General features: G+C 68.0%; 19 protein-coding genes. 11 read left to right on the top strand and 8 right to left on the bottom strand.

Going from position 1 to position 15905, the window contains the following annotated elements; all coding sequences use genetic code 11:
- Positions 1-12 precede the first annotated feature (12 nt).
- Positions 13-651, top strand: coding sequence for a hypothetical protein (locus tag V9K99_RS08400; protein ID WP_337322948.1), 639 nt, complete (start codon positions 13-15; stop codon positions 649-651).
- On the opposite strand, the gene V9K99_RS08395 is transcribed toward V9K99_RS08400, so the two are convergent.
- Both V9K99_RS08395 and V9K99_RS08390 read right to left on the bottom strand, forming a co-directional pair.
- Entirely contained in the window at positions 634-1392 is a 759-nt protein-coding gene (locus V9K99_RS08395) for an AIM24 family protein (RefSeq protein ID WP_337322949.1), read from the bottom strand. The two genes, V9K99_RS08400 and V9K99_RS08395, sit on opposite strands and share 18 nt — an antisense overlap.
- A gap of 99 nt (positions 1393-1491) precedes the next feature.
- Entirely contained in the window at positions 1492-2202 is a 711-nt protein-coding gene (locus tag V9K99_RS08390) for a 2OG-Fe(II) oxygenase (RefSeq protein ID WP_337322950.1), read from the bottom strand.
- Between the two features lie 163 nt (positions 2203-2365).
- Between V9K99_RS08390 and V9K99_RS08385 the strand changes: the two genes are divergently transcribed.
- Complete coding sequence (locus V9K99_RS08385; protein ID WP_337322951.1) at positions 2366-3082, top strand: hypothetical protein; 717 nt, start codon at positions 2366-2368, stop codon at positions 3080-3082.
- Between the two features lie 3 nt (positions 3083-3085).
- Here V9K99_RS08385 and V9K99_RS08380 read toward each other — a convergent pair whose 3' ends face one another.
- The gene (locus V9K99_RS08380) at positions 3086-3613 is read right to left on the bottom strand and encodes a dihydrofolate reductase family protein (RefSeq protein ID WP_337322952.1); all 528 of its coding nucleotides are present in this window, start codon (positions 3611-3613) and stop codon (positions 3086-3088) included.
- Positions 3614-3705: 92 nt separating this feature from the next.
- Between V9K99_RS08380 and V9K99_RS08375 the strand changes: the two genes are divergently transcribed.
- Positions 3706-4629: a LysR family transcriptional regulator gene (locus V9K99_RS08375; protein ID WP_337322953.1), complete on the top strand. Its 924-nt coding sequence runs from the start codon at positions 3706-3708 to the stop codon at positions 4627-4629.
- Here V9K99_RS08375 and V9K99_RS08370 read toward each other — a convergent pair.
- The 3 genes from V9K99_RS08370 to V9K99_RS08360 are packed head-to-tail and all read right to left on the bottom strand — an operon-like array spanning position 4544 to position 6567.
- On the bottom strand, positions 4544-5476 hold the full coding sequence (locus tag V9K99_RS08370; protein ID WP_337322954.1) for an alpha/beta hydrolase: 933 nt from the start codon (positions 5474-5476) through the stop codon (positions 4544-4546). The genes V9K99_RS08375 and V9K99_RS08370 overlap by 86 nt on opposite strands.
- Positions 5473-5997 (bottom strand): maleylpyruvate isomerase N-terminal domain-containing protein, encoded by a 525-nt coding sequence (locus V9K99_RS08365; RefSeq protein ID WP_337322955.1) that lies wholly within the window; start codon positions 5995-5997, stop codon positions 5473-5475. Before V9K99_RS08365 ends, V9K99_RS08370 begins: the two co-directional genes overlap by 4 nt.
- Before the next feature lie 24 nt (positions 5998-6021).
- A complete protein-coding gene (locus V9K99_RS08360) occupies positions 6022-6567 on the bottom strand; it encodes a CGNR zinc finger domain-containing protein (RefSeq protein ID WP_337322956.1) in 546 nt (181 codons plus the stop codon).
- Between the two features lie 56 nt (positions 6568-6623).
- Here V9K99_RS08360 and V9K99_RS08355 point away from each other — a divergent pair, with 56 nt between their 5' ends.
- Complete coding sequence (locus V9K99_RS08355) at positions 6624-7541, top strand: 2-dehydropantoate 2-reductase (protein ID WP_337322957.1); 918 nt, start codon at positions 6624-6626, stop codon at positions 7539-7541.
- Here V9K99_RS08355 and V9K99_RS08350 read toward each other — a convergent pair.
- Positions 7538-8170 (bottom strand): hypothetical protein, encoded by a 633-nt coding sequence (locus V9K99_RS08350; protein WP_337322958.1) that lies wholly within the window; start codon positions 8168-8170, stop codon positions 7538-7540. The genes V9K99_RS08355 and V9K99_RS08350 overlap by 4 nt on opposite strands.
- Before the next feature lie 154 nt (positions 8171-8324).
- On the opposite strand from V9K99_RS08350, the gene V9K99_RS08345 reads away from it, so the two are divergent.
- The gene (locus V9K99_RS08345) at positions 8325-10286 is read left to right on the top strand and encodes a sensor histidine kinase (protein ID WP_337322959.1); all 1962 of its coding nucleotides are present in this window, start codon (positions 8325-8327) and stop codon (positions 10284-10286) included.
- Entirely contained in the window at positions 10274-10918 is a 645-nt protein-coding gene (locus V9K99_RS08340; RefSeq protein ID WP_337322960.1) for a response regulator transcription factor, read from the top strand. The genes V9K99_RS08345 and V9K99_RS08340 overlap by 13 nt, the downstream gene beginning before the upstream one ends.
- Before the next feature lie 3 nt (positions 10919-10921).
- Here V9K99_RS08340 and V9K99_RS08335 read toward each other — a convergent pair whose 3' ends face one another.
- Entirely contained in the window at positions 10922-11410 is a 489-nt protein-coding gene (locus tag V9K99_RS08335) for a hypothetical protein (protein ID WP_337322961.1), read from the bottom strand.
- A gap of 66 nt (positions 11411-11476) precedes the next feature.
- Here V9K99_RS08335 and V9K99_RS08330 point away from each other — a divergent pair, with 66 nt between their 5' ends.
- From V9K99_RS08330 to V9K99_RS08310, 5 genes are all read left to right on the top strand, one after another.
- On the top strand, positions 11477-11887 hold the full coding sequence (locus tag V9K99_RS08330; RefSeq protein WP_337322962.1) for a low affinity iron permease family protein: 411 nt from the start codon (positions 11477-11479) through the stop codon (positions 11885-11887).
- A 44-nt stretch (positions 11888-11931) separates the two neighbouring features.
- A complete protein-coding gene (locus tag V9K99_RS08325; protein WP_337322963.1) occupies positions 11932-12648 on the top strand; it encodes a FadR/GntR family transcriptional regulator in 717 nt (238 codons plus the stop codon).
- Between the two features lie 133 nt (positions 12649-12781).
- A complete protein-coding gene (locus V9K99_RS08320; RefSeq protein WP_337322964.1) occupies positions 12782-14086 on the top strand; it encodes an ABC transporter substrate-binding protein in 1305 nt (434 codons plus the stop codon).
- Positions 14086-14973: a carbohydrate ABC transporter permease gene (locus V9K99_RS08315; protein WP_337322965.1), complete on the top strand. Its 888-nt coding sequence runs from the start codon at positions 14086-14088 to the stop codon at positions 14971-14973. Before V9K99_RS08320 ends, V9K99_RS08315 begins: the two co-directional genes overlap by 1 nt.
- Positions 14973-15902 (top strand): carbohydrate ABC transporter permease, encoded by a 930-nt coding sequence (locus V9K99_RS08310; protein WP_337322966.1) that lies wholly within the window; start codon positions 14973-14975, stop codon positions 15900-15902. Before V9K99_RS08315 ends, V9K99_RS08310 begins: the two co-directional genes overlap by 1 nt.
- Positions 15903-15905: the final 3 nt, after the last annotated feature.

Genomic DNA, 15905 nt, shown 5'->3' with positions numbered 1-15905 from the left:
AGCGTCCGTGGGGTGCGGATTCTGTTTGTGGGGAACAGCTTTACGGCCCGGAACAACCTGCCCGGGCTGCTCACCGGGCTGGCCGGGGCGCGCGGGATCGACCTCGAGCACAAGCTGATCCAGGCCGGCGGTGCGTCACTGCGGCAGCACCTCAACGCGGGGAAGGCGCTCGACGCGATCGCGACCGGTGCCTTCGAGGTCGTCGTACTGCAGGAGCAGAGCACGTTGCCGATCAAGAGTCCGGAGCGGTTCCGGGAGAGCGCGCGCGACTTCGACGCCGCGATCAAGGAAGCCGGTGCGCGGACCGCGCTCTACCTGACCTGGGCCCGGCGGAACGCCCCCGAGTCCCAGCAGGCATTGACTTCCGCGTACGGCGGTAGTGCTGCCGAGTTAGGTGCGACGCTCGTCCCGGTGGGCATGGTCTGGGAACAGTTCCTGCGCCTGCACGACCAGCCGGTGCTGCACGACAAGGACAACAGCCACCCGGCCTTGGCGGGCAGCTATCTGGCCGCGTGCGTGTTCCTCATCGCGCTGCTGGAGCAGGATCCGGTCGGGATCGACGTACCGGTGAAGGGCCTCGATGCGGACACCGCGGCCTTTCTCCGTCAGTCCGCCTGGGACATCTGCGAGTCGTTAGCGGCCGCCGAGTAGCCCGCCGAGGACGCCTGCGACGCCGCCTTCCTGGCCGGCCTGGTTACCGCTACCCGTACCGCTGACGAAGCCGCCCGGCGGCTCCTCGGACGGCTGCACGACGACGAACCCCTGACCGGCGAAGCTCATCGTGAACGCCTCACCCGTCGTCCGCCCGATCAGGGTGCCGAGGCCGAGCTGGTCGGCCCGCTGGTACCCGGTCTGCAGACTCGTCGACCAGCAGACGGCCGCCTGCGGGTCCGCGAACGTGGGCTGGTCCACCGACAGTACGACGGGCGTGCCCTTGCAGGTGATCGCGATCCGGCCCTGCCCGTTGAACATGCAGTTGAACAGGCCGGCGTTCGACATCATCCCGACGCCCTGCACCCGCTGGATGTCCCAGCTGAGCGTCGGCTCGAACGCGAGGACGTTGGCGCCGTTGATGCTGAGCCCGTCGTGCGGACCCTCCAGGTCGATCAGGTAGATGTCCGACGCCCTGTCGGCGAGGAACACGTCACCCTGGCCCCGCATCTTCATCAGCGGGATGCCTTCACCGGTCAGCTTGCTCTTCAGGAACTTCCCGATCCCGCCGGCACCCTGGGCCTCGAACTGCACGTTCCCCTGGTACGCGACCATCGCGCCCTGGCGCGCGAACACCTCGCCTCGCAACTCCACTTTCAGCAGCTTCGAGTTCTGCAACCGCAACCCCGGCTGCGCCGACTCCTGCTCCTGATTCGCCGACGCGAACAGTTCACTCCGCACTGATTTCCCCCTCCATAGAGAACAACCCCGAGCCTCAACTCCGACGCACCCCACGCCTGCCCGGCTCCCCCCACTATGCCCGAAATCCGCCCCCGCTGATTACTTTGCGTCGTGGAAGACGAGGCCGAGGGTGTGGCGGTGGCCGGTGCGGATGGGGGAGACGCCGTGGCGGACCGGCGAGGCGGACCAGCCTCGGGCTGACTTCACCGGGCGGTCGCGGGTGGTGAAGACCAGGCCGTGGCCGTGCGGGATCAGGGTCGCCGTGCCGCGGGACTGTGCCCTCGGACGTTGTTCGACCAGGAGGAACTCGCCGCCGGTGTGGTCCACGCCGGGCTCGTTGAGGTTGATGACGACCTGGAGTGGGAAGACCTTGTCGCCGTACAGGTCCCGATGCAGGGCGTTCCAGTCACCCGGCCCATACCGCAACAGGATCGGGGTCGGGCGGGTCTGGCCGGCGCGGTGGCAGATCTCGAGCCACTCGTCGAGCGTGTCCGGCCATTCGGCTTCGCGGCCGAGCTTCCCGTACCAATCCCGTGCTATCGGCAACAATCTCGGATAGAGCGCCTGCCGCAGCGACTCCACCGCGTCCGGGAAGGGCCGATCGAAGTACCGGTACTCGCCCTCACCGAACCGGTGCCTGGCCATGTTGACCGTCGCCCGGAACCGCTCGACGTCGTCGTACAGCCCGGCGATGCGACCGGCCTCGGCCGGCGTCAGCAGCTGCGGCAGCAACGCACACCCGAGATCGTTCACCCCGGTCGCCACCTGGTCCCAGTCCGCGTTGGCTACTCGTCGCGCAAATCTGTCCATACGTATGGAACGGTTCAGGCCGCCGACGTGTGAGTCCGGTCTTGACGGCGGGTCGGGTGCGGAGTGACGGTTGGAAGAGATGTGGGGTGGGCACCTGATGGGTATGCCGGAGAGCGGTTGGGGATCGTATCGACACGGCTGGCGAACGGCCGTGGTGATACTGGTGGCGCTTGGTCTTGTGACGGCGCTCGTGTTCGTCGGGTGGTCGACGAACGTGGTCGCGTTCCTGATGGGCGGGACGCTGGTGGCCTCGGTACATCTGAGTGTCGGGTTGGCACAGGAGAGACAGACGCCCGAGCTGATTCGGGACGTCCTGCGGTGGGCCACTCGGGCGGGCCTCTGCGTGGTGGCGATCGTCGGGTACGGCGCCGCGATCGGTGCGGGCACGATCTGGCTGCTCCTGCTCGTCGGTCTCAGCTCACCGCCCGTCGTCGGCTGGCTGTGGCCACAAGCAGCAGAAGCCGTACGGCGACCTGACGTCGCACCGGATCCTCTACCTGAGCCGAAGCCACAGGCCGAGCCGAAGACGGAACGGAAGCGCACCCGCAAGCCTCGTGCGGAGCGGAAAGCGGCGAAACATCCGACGCCCGAGCCTCCGCCCCCGGAGCCGGTCGTACCCAAGATGCCCGAGCCGCTGAACCTGACCGACCTCAGCGACGAGGACCTCTGCCTGGCCTGGCGGCGCAGCTTCACCGAACTCCAGAGCTGTACGACGGACGAGCAACGCCTCGCCGTGGTCGCCGCCCGCAACGCCTACCTCGACGAGCTCGAACGCCGCGCCCCGGACGCCTTCGGCCAGTGGCTCGACTCCGGCCCCCGCGCCGCCGGCAACCCGGCCAAGTTCTTCAGCCCGCGCACCAACCACGGCGAGCCGGACTGACGCCTACTTCACGACCTGTAGATGGAAGTTCATGCCTTCGGCGCGGAGCAGTGTGAACTCGGTCCGCTTGGCGCCCGGGCTCGCGTAGAAGGGGATGCCCTCGCCGAGCAGGATCGGCAGGATGTGCAGGACGATCTCGTCGAGCAGGCCGGCGTCGGTGCACAGGCGAGGAACGGTGCCGCCGGTGACCACGAGGTTCTTGTCGCCGGCCGCGGCCAAGGCGGTGGCGACCGCCTCGCGGATGTCGCCGGACACGTACGTCATCGAGGGGTCCGGTGCGGTGGCCGGATCCTTGTGGGTGTAGACGAAGATCGGTCCGGTCCAGGCACCGCCGTACGGCTTCATCGTCTCGAAGTCGTAGTCCTCGGTGATCAGCCGCCCGCCGCACATGAAGGCGCCGGTGGTCCGGATGACCTGGTCGGCCAGCTCGGACGGGCCGGTGTCGGCCGAATACCAGTCCAGGTCGTCGTCCGGTCCGGCGATGAAACCGTCGAGTGACATGGTCATGTGCCAGACAACTTTGCCGGTCATATCCGTGCTCCTTTCGTCACCAGCAGCCTGCCGTCCCGGTTTGTATGTGTCTAATGCCAATCCGGGCGCGAAAGCATAGATACGATCGATCCATGCTCGATCTTGTCCGGCTTCGCGTGCTCGCCGCGGTCGCCGCGCACGGGTCGGTGACCGGCGCGGCGCAGGCGTTGCACTACACCCAGCCCACGGTGAGTCATCACCTCGCGCGGTTGGAGGCGGAGACCGGTGCGCGGCTGGTTCAGAAGGTGGGCCGCGGCATCCGGCTCACCCCCGAAGGCCAGGTGCTTGCGCGCCGCGCGGCCGAGATCATCGGCCGGGTCGACGCGGCGGACGCCGAGCTGGCCTCGCTGATCGGGCTGGAGGTCGGCCGGGTCCGCCTCGGCGCGTTCACCTCGGCACTGACTGTCCTCGTTCCACCGGCCGCGGCCGAGCTCCGCCGGCAGCATCCCAACCTCGAGCTGGAGCTGACCGATGTCCACCCGATCATCGCGCAGCAGCAGCTCCGCGACGGGACTCTCGATCTGGCGATCATCTTCCGGTACGACGACGAGCCGCCGAACGATGGCATCCGGTACACGTACCTGCTCGACGACCCGGTCTACCTGCTCAGCCGCCGTACCGGAGAGACGCTCACCGACCACCGGGATTCGGCCTGGATCGCGGGCTGCGTGCACTGCCGGCAGGAGTTCGTCGACCTGTGCGCGGAGGCCGGTTTCACGCCACGGATCGCGTACACAAGTGACGACATCATGGTGAAACAGGCCTTCGTGGCGCACGGGCTCGGCGTCACCACGACGCCGGGGCTGGCCCTGCGCTCGCACCGGGCCGAGGGCATCAAGGCGACCAAGCTGGCCACCGCACGCCGCATCTACCTCGCGGCGTACGGCGAACCACCCGACCCGCCCGCTACCGCCGCCTTCGTCGAAGCACTCAAGCAGTCGGCCACGGAGAAGCCAGGTCGGAAGCGATCAGATCGATCGCGTGCCGCGCCGCGGACAGCACCGCCGGGAAGTTGAGGAACGCGTGCATGGTGTCGGCGTACTCGACCAGCCGCACCGGTACGTCGTCCTCCTCCAGCCGAGCCGCGTAGCTGCGGGCATCGTCGCGCAGCGGATCGCGCCCCGCGGCGAGGATCAGCGCCGGCGGAAGCCCCTCGAGCGTCTCGGCTCGCAGCGGTACGGCGGTCGCCGGGAGCTCGCCGGCCGGGAAGTACTGCGCCGAGGACCAACGACCGGGTGCGATGCTGAGGAACGTGCCGTCGAAGAGGCGATACGACTCGGTGTCCTGGTCCAGGTCGAGGCTGGGATAGCAGAGGATCTGGCGGTCGGGGAGCGGGCGTCCCTCGTCCCGCGCGAGCAGGCACGCGCCTGCGGCCAGCGCGGCGCCCGCGCTCTGACCGCCGACCGCGATCCAGCCGTCGCCGTTGAGCTCAGCCTGGTGATCACGGATCCACTCGAGGGCGTCGCGTACGTCATGAAGCCCTGCCGGATAAGGGTTTTCCGGCGCCAGCCGATAGTTGAGCGAGACAACGATGACGTTGCCTGCGGCAGCGATCCCGGATGTCGCGCACTCGATGTCCCGCAGATCCCCGCCGATGAACCCACCGCCGTGCAACCACAACACCACCGGTCTCGGCTCGTCGGTCGCGGGGTGGTAGATCCGTGCTTGGAGTCCGCCGATCGTCACGTCCTTGGGCCGGGTGTTCGGGTCACAGAAGCCCGCGAGCTCCGGGTCGGGGAGTTCCTCCCGGTCGAGGAGGAGCGCCTGGTAGGGATCGAGCTCCGGCCCGGCGGGCTGGGCGGCGAACCGGGCGAGCAAGGCGTCGGTCTCCGCCTTGAAGGCCGGCAGGTCGATGATGGTCATGCCGCCGGCTCCAGGTGGCGGGCCGCGTGACCGAACAGTGCGCCATCGGGCGGCGTCGCGGCGTATTCGGCCAGCGCCCCGATCCCGCCGTCGTACCCACCGCCGGTCGACGGGTCGTTCCAGGACGTCTCGTCGTACTGCTGGAGCTCTGCGACGAGTGCGTCGGCGACGCTGTGGAAGCGGTGCACGAGCAGCCCGGACGGGATGTGCCGGCCCGCCTCGACGCCGCCGACGTTGAGCGCATTGCCCGCGTTCGCTGTCTCCCAACGCGGGTCCAGGCTCCAGTGCGACCGCCCGGCGGCGGCGTCACGCAGTACGGCGAGGGTGATCTCGTCCCACATCAGGAGGTGCGCGGTCAGGTCGTGCAACGAGTCGCAGAAGTGCCCGAGCGGCCCGGAGATCACCCGGTACGGCGCTCGCAGTTCGGACTCATCCAATCCGTCGATCCGATCCAGCAGCAACTGGTGATCCGCCCGCAGAAGCTGAGCTGCCTCGGCCGGAGAAGTAGTCGGTTTACGCATGCCCCGAGCCAACCAGCGAGCGCGCTACCCCTGCCCTGAATTGACGGAACTCTTCAATCCATCGCGGTAATGACTCATCTTCGCGCGGGCACCACAGGTGTTCATCGAGCACCAGCGCCGGCGCCCGGCCCGGCTCTCGTCGACGAAGAGCAATGAGCAGTCGTCGGCCGCACAGGTGTGGATCCGGTCGCGAAGCGGACCGGCGAGCACCTCGACGGCGTCGCGTGCGAGGAGGGTCAGCAGACCGTTGGCATCGGTCTCTGGGCGCTCGAGGGTGAGCTCGGAAGTCAGTCGTGGACCGGGCAGTGGGCGGCTGCTCCACCGATTGACGAGGTCCACGTCGCGCGCCGTACCGGTGAGCAGGCGGTAGAGGGCTTCGCGCAGGTCGATGGCCTGGTTGTAGGTGCGTGGGGAGACGTCGACGAGGTCGTCGGTCAGGCCGGCGTCGCGGAACCAGCGGGACAGGTCCGCCGGCGTCGGGATGCGCTCGAAGGGGTCCTGCAGGCGCTTGCCGAGCGTCGCGGTGAAGTTCACCGACGGGCGGCCGCCGACCCAGGTAAAGCTCATCATGCGCCTAGGCTACCATCGCTGTTACCAGTTAAACCGGTAACGATGGGGTGAGGCAGATGACGACGATCGCGGTAGTCGGAGCGGGCGGGGTCGGCGGGTACTTCGGCGGGCGGCTGGCCGCGGCCGGACAGGACGTGAGCTTCGTTGCGCGCGGCAAGCACCTCGAGGCGCTGCGGGCCGACGGGCTGGCGGTGCGGAGCGTGGCCGGCGACTTCGATCTCTCGCCGGTGCGCGTGACCGGAGACGCGGCCGAGCTAGGGCCGGTCGACTACGTCCTCGTGTGTGTGAAGACCTGGCAGCTTGCCGACGCGATCACTGCGATCGAGCCGTTGGTCGGCAGCCAGACCGCGATCGTGACCGTGCAGAACGGCGTCGAGGCGCCAGACCAGGTGGCGGAGGTCTACGGCCGCGCCGCCGTGCTGCCCGGTGCGGCCGAGGTGATCGCGTACGTCGAAAGTCCGGGAACCATCCGGCACCTCGGCGGACCGGGCCGATTGACATTCGCCGAGTGGGACAACCAGTCCACGCCGCGGGCCGAGTGGTTGCGCACAGCCTTCGTCGACGCGGGTCTGCAGGCCGTGATCTCGGCCGACATCTGGGCCGGCCTCTGGACCAAGTTCCTGTCCGTCATCCCCAGTGGCGGCCTGGGTACGGCGACCGGCACCGGGTACGGCGTACTCCGCTCCCGGCCGGGCACTCGCCGACTCCTCATCGACGCGACCACCGAGATCCGCGAGGTGGCCTTGGCGCTCGGCATCCGGCTGTCGGAGAACGTCGTACCCGAGACTCTGGCCTGGATCGACAACCTGCCCGCCGACGGGACCACGTCGCTCCAACGAGACATCCTCGCCGGCCGCCCGAACGAGCTGGAGGCGTGGACCGGCGCGGTCGTCCGCTTGGGCGACCGCGCCGCTGTCCCCACCCCTGTCAACAGCTTCCTCTACGAGATCGCGGCCGCCCGCGCGGCTGACTAGTGGTCGATCCTGGCGCGCAGGCGAGCCGTGGTCTCGGCCGGTGCTTCGGTCCGCAGGGTGTAGACGGCCCAGTAGAGGATGCAGAGGCTGAGGCCGTAGATCGCGACGCCTGCCGCCAGAGCACCGGTGACGCTGATGCCGATCAAGACCAAGGACCACAGGCCGGCGCCGAGCGAGGCGTAGCGGCGCCAGCCGTACCATCCGCCTGAACGCAGTACCGAGATGCCGGCGACGATCAGCCCGACCGCGGTGAGTACGACGCCCAGGCCGAAGGCGCCGCCGACGATCTGCGGGCCGGTCTCGTCCATCCGCTGATCGGCGAACGGGATCGTGGCGAGTTCCGCCAGGAAGAAGACGAACGTCCCCGCCAAGGCGAGTGCGCTACCGACCCGTGCGCCCCGGCTGCTGACGGTGCGGGCGAACGCGACCATGCCGATGAACACCAGCAGGTGGAAGGCGGCGAACAGCACGGAGACCGGGACCAGCGCGTCGCTGCTCCACGGGTAGCTCCACATCTCGTCGGACACGTCCGACGCCGGCTGGATCACCACCGCGACGAAGGTGCCGGACAAGGCCGTCAACGCGCCCCCAACGACTCCGACCGCGGCAAGCTTGCGAATGTCGTTCATGATTCCCCACCTCTCGAAGATTTCTTCGACGGTAAGAATCGGCCGCCACCCGGCGCATCGGCGTCAACGCGGCAACGCAGTGAGCAATCCAGCGCGGCCCGGCGTAAGTACCAGCACTGTTGGCGGGACCGCTGGGCGCTGCCACGATGGTGGCGTGGGTGGGAGGAGCCGGCGGCCGGTCCCGGCCGTGCTGTTCGGAGCGACGGTGATCGCGGAGATCGCCGCGGTCGCCCTGTCCTGGCGCCTCGAACCCGTCTACGAGACCTTCGTGTACGGCGTCTTCGCCGTCGCCAGCGTCGGCGCCGGGGCACTGATCGCGTACCGGCGCCCGGAGAACCCGATCGGCTGGCTGTTCTGCGGTTTCGGCGTGCTCAACGCGTTCTCGGCCGACCTCGCCGAAGGCTGGGGACTCCGGGCCGCCGCCGAGGGGTGGCCGGGCGGCCCGATGGCCGAGTGGATCGCCTCGGTGAGCTGGTTGCCGAGCGGCTACGGCTGGGCGCTCACGTTTCTGCTCTTCCCGACCGGTCGGCTCCCTGGCCCGCGGTGGCGACCGGTGCCGTGGATCGGCGCGGCCGGCCTCGTGCTGGCGATGGTCGGTTGGTCACTGAACCCGGATCGCGGCCGGGAGTTTGCCGGTGGCCGCAACCCGGTGGCAGCTGAATCGCTGCCGACCGGCGCACTGTTCGCCACTGGGATGCCCTTGTTCCTCGGTGCACTGATTGCCGGTGCGCTGTCGCTCATCGTTCGGTTCCGCCGTTCGAGTGATCTGGAACGACAGCAGCTGAAATGGTTCGCGTTCGCGGCATCCGTCGCCGGCGTGGGTCTGCCGCTGAGCTTCGCGCTCTGGTACGTCACACCGCTCGCTGATCTCATCGCCGCCCTTGCGCTGGTGGGCCTCCCGCTCGCCGCGGCTGCGGCGATCCTGCGCTACCGGCTCTACGACATCGACCTGTTCATCAGCCGCACAGTCGCGTATGCCACGCTCACCGTGTTGCTCGGTGCGGCGTACGTCGTTCTGATCATTGCTCTCGGCACCTTGTTCGGGCAGGGTTCGGCCTGGGCCACGGCCGCGGCGACGGTGGTGTGCGCGATCCTGTTCCGCCCCTTGCGCAGCCGGGTCCAGGACGCGGTCGACCGCCGGTTCAACCGGTCGCGGTACGACGCCCTGCACCGGATGTCCGCCTTCCTCGACGACGTCCGATCCGGCCGGCGCGCACCCGAGGACGTGCAGACCGTCCTCCGCGAGATCTTCGCCGATCCCGGTCTCGAGCTACTCGTCTATCTGCCGGAGAGCCGGCGGTACGTCGACCTCGTGGGCAACACCCGGTCCGGCGACGATCGGCACCGGATCGCGATCGAACGCGGTGACCAGCCGATCGGCGTCGTACTGCACGACAGCACCGCCGAGCTCAGCCCGGAGCTGCTCCGGCGCGTGGTCGAGGACGGCGGACTGGCCGTCGAGATCGCCCGGCTGCGCGCGGAACTGCGGTTGCAGCTGAGCGAAGTGAAGGCGTCCAGGGCGCGGATCGTTGCCGCCGGCCACGCCGAGCGCCGGCGGATCGAGCGCGACCTGCACGACGGCGCCCAGCAGCGGCTGGTGTCGATCGGCCTGGCACTTCGGCACGCCCAGCACCAGTTGGGTTCCGCACCCGCGGCCGCCGGTGCGACACTCGACGGAGCGGTGGCCGAGGTGAGCGTCGCGATCGGCGAACTGCGGGAGCTGGCCCGCGGCCTCCCGCCGACCCAACTGGATGCGGGTCTCGCACCGGCCTTCCATGATCTGGCTCGCCGGGCTCCGTTGCCGGTATCGGTCGACGTCCCCGAGGAGCGATTCGACTCGGGTATCGAGGCGGCGGCGTACTTCATCTGCTGTGAAGGGCTCACCAACGCGGTCAAGCATGCGAACGCGACACGCGTCGATCTCACCGCCCGCCGTGAACATCAGAGCCTGTTGGTGACAGTGGCGGACGATGGCGTCGGCGGTGCGTCGGTCGGATACAGCACTGGCCTCACCGGTCTGGCCGATCGGGTCGCTGCGCTCGGCGGGATCTTCCGCATCGACAGCGAACCAGGTCACGGGACGACTCTCACCGCGGAGCTGCCATGCGGATCGTGATCGCGGAAGACCAGGTGCTGCTGCGCGAAGGGCTGAAGATGCTCTTCGTCGACGGTGGGCACGAGGTGGTCGCGACCTTCGGCGACGCGGACGGGCTGCTTGCGGCCGTGGCGTCGTACCAGCCGGATCTCGTGGTGGCGGACATCCGGATGCCGCCGACGTTCAGCGACGAAGGGGCGCGGGCGGCGGAGGCGGTGAAGAGTGCGCATCCGGACGTCGGCGTACTCCTGCTCTCTCAGCACATCGAGACCACACAGGTGGTGGGGCTCGTGTCGCTGGGCGGATTCGGTTACCTGCTGAAGGATCGGGTGCTCGATGTCGGCGAGTTCCTGGCGGCGGCGGAGCGGGTCGCCCGGGGTGGGTCAGCCTTGGATCCGCAGGTCGTGGCCGGGCTGGTGGCGCAGCGTGGGGACAACGATCCGTTGGCCGTACTGACCGAGCGCGAACGGCACGTGCTCGAGCTGATGGCCGAAGGACTCACGAACAGCGGGATCGCGAGGCGCCTGTTCCTCAGTGAACGTACGGTCGAAGCACACGTCAGGCACGTGTTCACCAAGCTCGCGCTCCCCGAGTCCGAAGACGGCCACCGCCGCGTCCTCGCCGTACTGACCCACCTCAGCGCAGCTCGATAGGGCTCAACTCAGACGCGAGCGCTTGCGCCGGATCTGGTCGACCACGATCAGGATGGTGCCGAGCGCGCCGAACAGGACGAATGAGCCGAGGACGGCGAAGGCCGGGCCGAGGAAGGTCGCGGCGGTGTGGCGACGGCCGGCGAAGTAGGTCGCGCTCTGGTTGGTGCAGCTCACCTCGACGGTCTGCGCGGGCACCTTCTCGACCGAGTGAGCGACCACGTAGTAGACGTCGCCGCCGTCGTCGAACTTCTCCGACCGTGACGGTTCCTTCAGTGCGATCGCCGTACCGCTCGCGTCCTTGGCCGTACAGGTCTGACCGGCGCCGCGTTCCGACGCGAAGATCGTCAGCCCGACCCCATCGAGCCGGACCGGTCCGTCGCCGATCGGTGTCGGCGCGCCGGGAATGTTTCCGGCCAGTCGGACGCCGAAGAACCCGCTCACGACGAACGCGAGGACGAAGCACCCGACGCCGATCCAACCTAGTTTCCGCATCCGCGCAGGGTAGTGGATTGAGCAGGGCATGCCCGGGGAACTGGTGGGGCGGATGAGGAGGTTGTGATGTCGAATCCGGTGACGGAGCGGCATCCGGCGCACATGCCGTCGGATGTGAAGGGCAACTTGAGTCTGTTCGACCGGTTCGCCGGGGTCGCGTCGCGGTTGTTCTCGCGCGCCGGGTTCTTCACGTTCTGTGTCCTGCTGGTGCTGCTCTGGGCGCCGTCGTACTTCCTGATCCGGTCGCTCGACACCTGGCAGCTGATCATCAACACCGCGACGACGATCATCACCTTCCTGATGGTCGCGCTGTTGCAGAACTCCGAGACCCGCGCGGACGCCGCCGTCCAGGACAAGCTGAACGCGATTGCCGCGGCGCTGGCCGAGCTGATGGAAAGCCACGACCCCGAGCTCGCCGATGCCACCCGCGAGCTTCGCGACGCCGTCGGCCTGGAGCAGCGCGAGGGCTCGGCCTAGTCGTCCTGCCGGATTCGGCCTCCCGGCCGGGAGACAATGGGTGGATGAGTAGTCCAGCCGGTGGTTCGCAGACCGATGTGGTCGTCCAGGGCATCAAGCAGATGATCGTGGACGGCGCGCTGAAGGCCGGCGACAAACTGCCGATCGAGAAGGTCCTCGGCGAGTCGCTCGGCGTCTCCCGCGGGCCGCTGCGCGAGGGCGTCCGGGCCTTGTCGATCATGGGTGTGCTGGAGCCCCGGCAGGGTGACGGAACGTATGTCACCACCCTCGATCCCTCGTTGCTGCTGGCCCCGATGGGGTTCGTCGTCGACCTGCAGAACCACAGTGGCGCTCACCATCTGCACGCCGTACGACGGATGCTCGAGACGGAGGCGGCTGCGCTGGCGGCCAGCCGGATCACCCCGGAGGCGCTGCGGGCGGCCGATGAGACGCTCGCCCGGGCCGAGGCCGAGCTGGCCGGTGACGGCGAACCGGATCACGAGGCGATCATCGACAGTGACATCGCCTTCCACCGGCTGATCGCCCAAGCGGCCGGCAACCCGGTCCTCGAGGCACTGATCGAGGCCCTCAGCGGCCGGACCATCCGCGGCCGGCTGTGGCGCTCGATCAGCCAGACCGGCGCCGACGAAGCCACCTGCGCCGAACATCGCGCGATTCTGGTCGCCCTGTCGGAGCGCGATCCCGACCGGGCCCGGGCCCGGATGGCCGCTCACCTCTTCGCCGTCGAGGACTACCTGCGCGACCGCCCGCCCACGCCGTAGCGAGGTCACGGTTTGGGATTCTGGCGGCCGAGGTCTTGCCAGTGGTTATTCCAATGGTTAGTTTAACCGCCACCCAAACCCTCAGGGTTCAACACAAATCCCCAGGGTTCAACACGCACGGAAGGTCAGCGCGATGGCGATGGACAGGGCGCAGGTTTCGCGTCGGGGTTTTCTCGGGATGGGTCTGGCCGCGGGTGTCATCACGCTCACCGCCTGCGGATCCGACAGTGACGACAAGGGTGCTACGTCGGGTAACGCCACCGCCGCCAACCTGGTGATGACGGTGTGGGGCGGGGAGAACGACAAGACGACGTACCAGAAGCGGATCGACCTGCTGGTCAAGAAGTTCCCCGAACTCAAGGTGACGCTGCAGCTGATCCCGAACGACGGGTACGCGCAGAAGGTCCAGACGATGATCGCCGGCGGCAAGGGCCCGGACATCATGCAGGTGGCCGAGAGCGTCAACGTCTACTCGAGCAAGAACCAGATCCAGCCGCTGGACGAGCTGGCCGCGAAGGCCGGGATCGACCTGGAGAAGCGGTTCGGCTCGATCGGCAAGCTGTACTCGTACCAGGACAAGGTCTACGCGATCCCGGACCGCTCCGGCGCGATGATCGTCTTCTACAACAAGGCGTTGTTCGAGGCCAAGGGCATCAAGGCGCCGTCGGCGGACTGGACCTGGGACGACGCACTCAGCGCCTTCAAGGAGCTGACCGTTCCGGGCAAGCAGTGGGGTTACGCCGGCTCCGGCTGGTGGGCCCAGTGGTGGAGCTTCGTGTACCAGAACGGCGGCAAGATCATCGACGACAGCGGCAAGCCCGCGGTCGCCAGCGACGAGGTGATCGAGGCGCTGCAGTGGGCCGGTGACCTGATCTTCAAGCACGGCGTGGTCCCGACCCAGAAGCAGTACGCCGACATGGGCGCCGACGTCGGCGGCGACGCGGCGTTCGCGAACGGCAAGGTCGCGGTCAACACCACCGGCTTCTGGGGGATCAGCGGCCTGACCAAGTCGAAGATCGAGTGGGACATCGCGCCGCTGTGGAAGGGCAAGCAGCAGGCGGTGACCGCGTTCGGCAGCGGCCTGGCGGTCTCCCGGACGGCGAAGAACCCCGAGGCGGCCCTCAAGGCGATCGACTTCCTGACCTCGCCCGAGGCGCAGCAGCAGATCATCGCCACCGGGCAGGACGTGCCGGCCAACATCGAGGTGCAGAAGAGCGAGGCGTTCCTGAAGCCGGCCTGGATGACCAAGCCGGTGAACATGAACGTGTTCGGCGAGTCCAGCGACTTCGTCTACCGGGCGCCGTTCATCCCGGCCTGGAACGAGATGCAGAAGGCGTTCGACGACGGGCTGGCCGACTTCTGGCTGGGCAAGCAGGACGCGCGCACCGCGCTGACCGCCATCCAGAAGCGCCTCGAGACCATCGTCAAGCCAAGCTGATGTCGAAGCTTCGCCGCCGCGAGGCGCTGTGGTTCTACCTGTTCGCGTCGCCGTGGATCATCGGTTTCGTCGTGTTCCTGCTCGGACCGATGATCGCCTCGATCTACTTCTCGCTGACCGACTGGGATTCGTTCACCCCGCCGAAGTTCGTCGGGCTGGAGAACTACACCCGGCTGCTGACCGAGGATCCGGTGTTCTGGAAGGCGTTGTGGAACACGTTCTACTACGCCGCGATCTCGGTCCCGCTCGGGCTCGGGATCGGCCTGTGGCTGGCGAACCTGCTGAACAAGCAGGTTCGCGCCCGCAAGGTGTTCCGGACCCTGATCTACCTGCCGACGCTGGTGCCGCTGGTCGCGACGGCGATGATCTTCAAGATGGTGCTGGCTCCGTCCGGCCCGCTCAACGACGTGCTCGGGGTGTTCAGCATCCCGGGCCCGTCGTGGCTGCTGGAAGCGATCTGGGTGAAGCCCGCACTGATCCTGCTCTCCGTCTGGGGTGCCGGCGGCGCGACCGTCTTGTTGCTGGCGGCAATGAAGGGTATCCCACGGGAGCTCTACGAGGCGGCCGAGGTGGACGGTGCGGGTCCGTTCCGGCAGTTCTGGAGCATCACCTTCCCGCAGCTGACCCCGATCATCTTCTTCAACCTGATCATGGGGCTGATCGGGGCGTTCCAGGTGTTCTCCCAGGTCTACATCCTGACCAAGGGCGGGCCGAACAACGCCAGCCAGATGATGGTCCCGATGCTGTTCGACGAGGCCTTCTCCTTCTACCACATGGGCTACGCGTCCGCGCTGTCGTGGCTGCTGTTCGCGGTCATCCTGGTGTTCACGCTGCTCGCCTTCCGCACCGCCCGGCGCTGGGTGTTCTACGAGACCGAGGTGAAGTGATGGCCACCATCATCTCCGCTGCCGCACCACCGCAGCAGGAGCCGCAGCCGGGACCGGAGCGGACCCCGAGCCGCGATCGGGTCATGGGCGTGTTCCGGGCGACCCCGTTCACCTATGCCACGTTGATCATCGTGTCGGCGGTGCTGTGCGTGCCGCTGGTGTTCGTGGTGTCGATCGCGCTGTCCAGCGACACGACGGTGAACGCGAACACCTTCACGATCCTCCCGCGCGAGTTCCACTGGGAGAACTTCACCCGGGTGTTCAGCACCGACCTGCCGATGCAGCGGTTCCTGCTGAACTCGGTCATCATCTCGACCGGTGCGGTGATCGGGCAGATGCTGTCCAGCGGGCTGGTCGGCTACGCGTTCGCGCGGTTGCGGGCGCCGGGCAAGAACACGCTGTTCATCATCGTGCTGGCCACCATGATGATCCCGGCGCAGATCACGATGATCCCGCAGTTCATCCTGTTCAAGGAGCTCGGCTGGGTGAACACGTACCTGCCGCTGATCGTGCCGAACTTCTTCTCCAACGCCTTCAACGTGTTCCTGGTCCGGCAGTTCGTGTCCCGGCTGCCGAGTGAGATCGACGAGGCCGCGATGGTGGACGGGCTCGGCTTCTTCGGCATCTACCGCCGGATCATGCTGCCGATGCTCAGCCCGGTGCTGATCGCGATCGGCATCTTCACCCTGACCGCGACCTGGGGTGACTTCATGGGCCCCTTGATCTACCTCAACGACGAGACCAAGATGCCGCTCGCGCTGGGCGTGCAGTACATCACGAGTACGTCGGCCGCACTGCAGGCGCCACCGTGGAACCTGGTGATGGTCGGGTCGATCCTGCTCACGCTGCCGATGATCCTGGTCTACTACCTGGGGCAGAAGTACCTGTACGAGATGGACATCAGCGGCGGCAGCGCGGGGGTCAAGTGAACG

It is taken from the genome of Kribbella sp. CCNWLW201, assembly GCF_037203805.1.
GTDB lineage: Bacteria > Actinomycetota > Actinomycetes > Propionibacteriales > Kribbellaceae > Kribbella.
The sequence above is the reverse complement of the archived record's forward strand: the minus strand, read 5'-3'. Positions and strand labels throughout refer to the sequence as shown.

Excerpts from the sequence above, each read along its gene's own strand:
- V9K99_RS08340 (WP_337322960.1), top strand. The coding sequence starts at position 10,274 with ATGCGGATCGTGATCGCGGAAGACCAGGTGCTGCTGCGCGAAGGGCTG.
- V9K99_RS08365 (WP_337322955.1), bottom strand. The coding sequence starts at position 5,997 with ATGCGTAAACCGACTACTTCTCCGGCCGAGGCAGCTCAGCTTCTGCGG.
- V9K99_RS08320 (WP_337322964.1), top strand. The coding sequence starts at position 12,782 with ATGGCGATGGACAGGGCGCAGGTTTCGCGTCGGGGTTTTCTCGGGATG.
- V9K99_RS08335 (WP_337322961.1), bottom strand. The coding sequence starts at position 11,410 with ATGCGGAAACTAGGTTGGATCGGCGTCGGGTGCTTCGTCCTCGCGTTC.
- V9K99_RS08315 (WP_337322965.1), top strand. The coding sequence starts at position 14,086 with ATGTCGAAGCTTCGCCGCCGCGAGGCGCTGTGGTTCTACCTGTTCGCG.
- V9K99_RS08390 (WP_337322950.1), bottom strand. The coding sequence starts at position 2,202 with ATGGACAGATTTGCGCGACGAGTAGCCAACGCGGACTGGGACCAGGTG.
- V9K99_RS08370 (WP_337322954.1), bottom strand. The coding sequence starts at position 5,476 with ATGACCATCATCGACCTGCCGGCCTTCAAGGCGGAGACCGACGCCTTG.
- V9K99_RS08350 (WP_337322958.1), bottom strand. The coding sequence starts at position 8,170 with ATGAACGACATTCGCAAGCTTGCCGCGGTCGGAGTCGTTGGGGGCGCG.
- V9K99_RS08375 (WP_337322953.1), top strand. The coding sequence starts at position 3,706 with ATGCTCGATCTTGTCCGGCTTCGCGTGCTCGCCGCGGTCGCCGCGCAC.
- V9K99_RS08380 (WP_337322952.1), bottom strand. The coding sequence starts at position 3,613 with ATGACCGGCAAAGTTGTCTGGCACATGACCATGTCACTCGACGGTTTC.
- V9K99_RS08360 (WP_337322956.1), bottom strand. The coding sequence starts at position 6,567 with ATGATGAGCTTTACCTGGGTCGGCGGCCGCCCGTCGGTGAACTTCACC.
- V9K99_RS08310 (WP_337322966.1), top strand. The coding sequence starts at position 14,973 with ATGGCCACCATCATCTCCGCTGCCGCACCACCGCAGCAGGAGCCGCAG.
- V9K99_RS08355 (WP_337322957.1), top strand. The coding sequence starts at position 6,624 with ATGACGACGATCGCGGTAGTCGGAGCGGGCGGGGTCGGCGGGTACTTC.
- V9K99_RS08325 (WP_337322963.1), top strand. The coding sequence starts at position 11,932 with ATGAGTAGTCCAGCCGGTGGTTCGCAGACCGATGTGGTCGTCCAGGGC.
- V9K99_RS08330 (WP_337322962.1), top strand. The coding sequence starts at position 11,477 with ATGTCGAATCCGGTGACGGAGCGGCATCCGGCGCACATGCCGTCGGAT.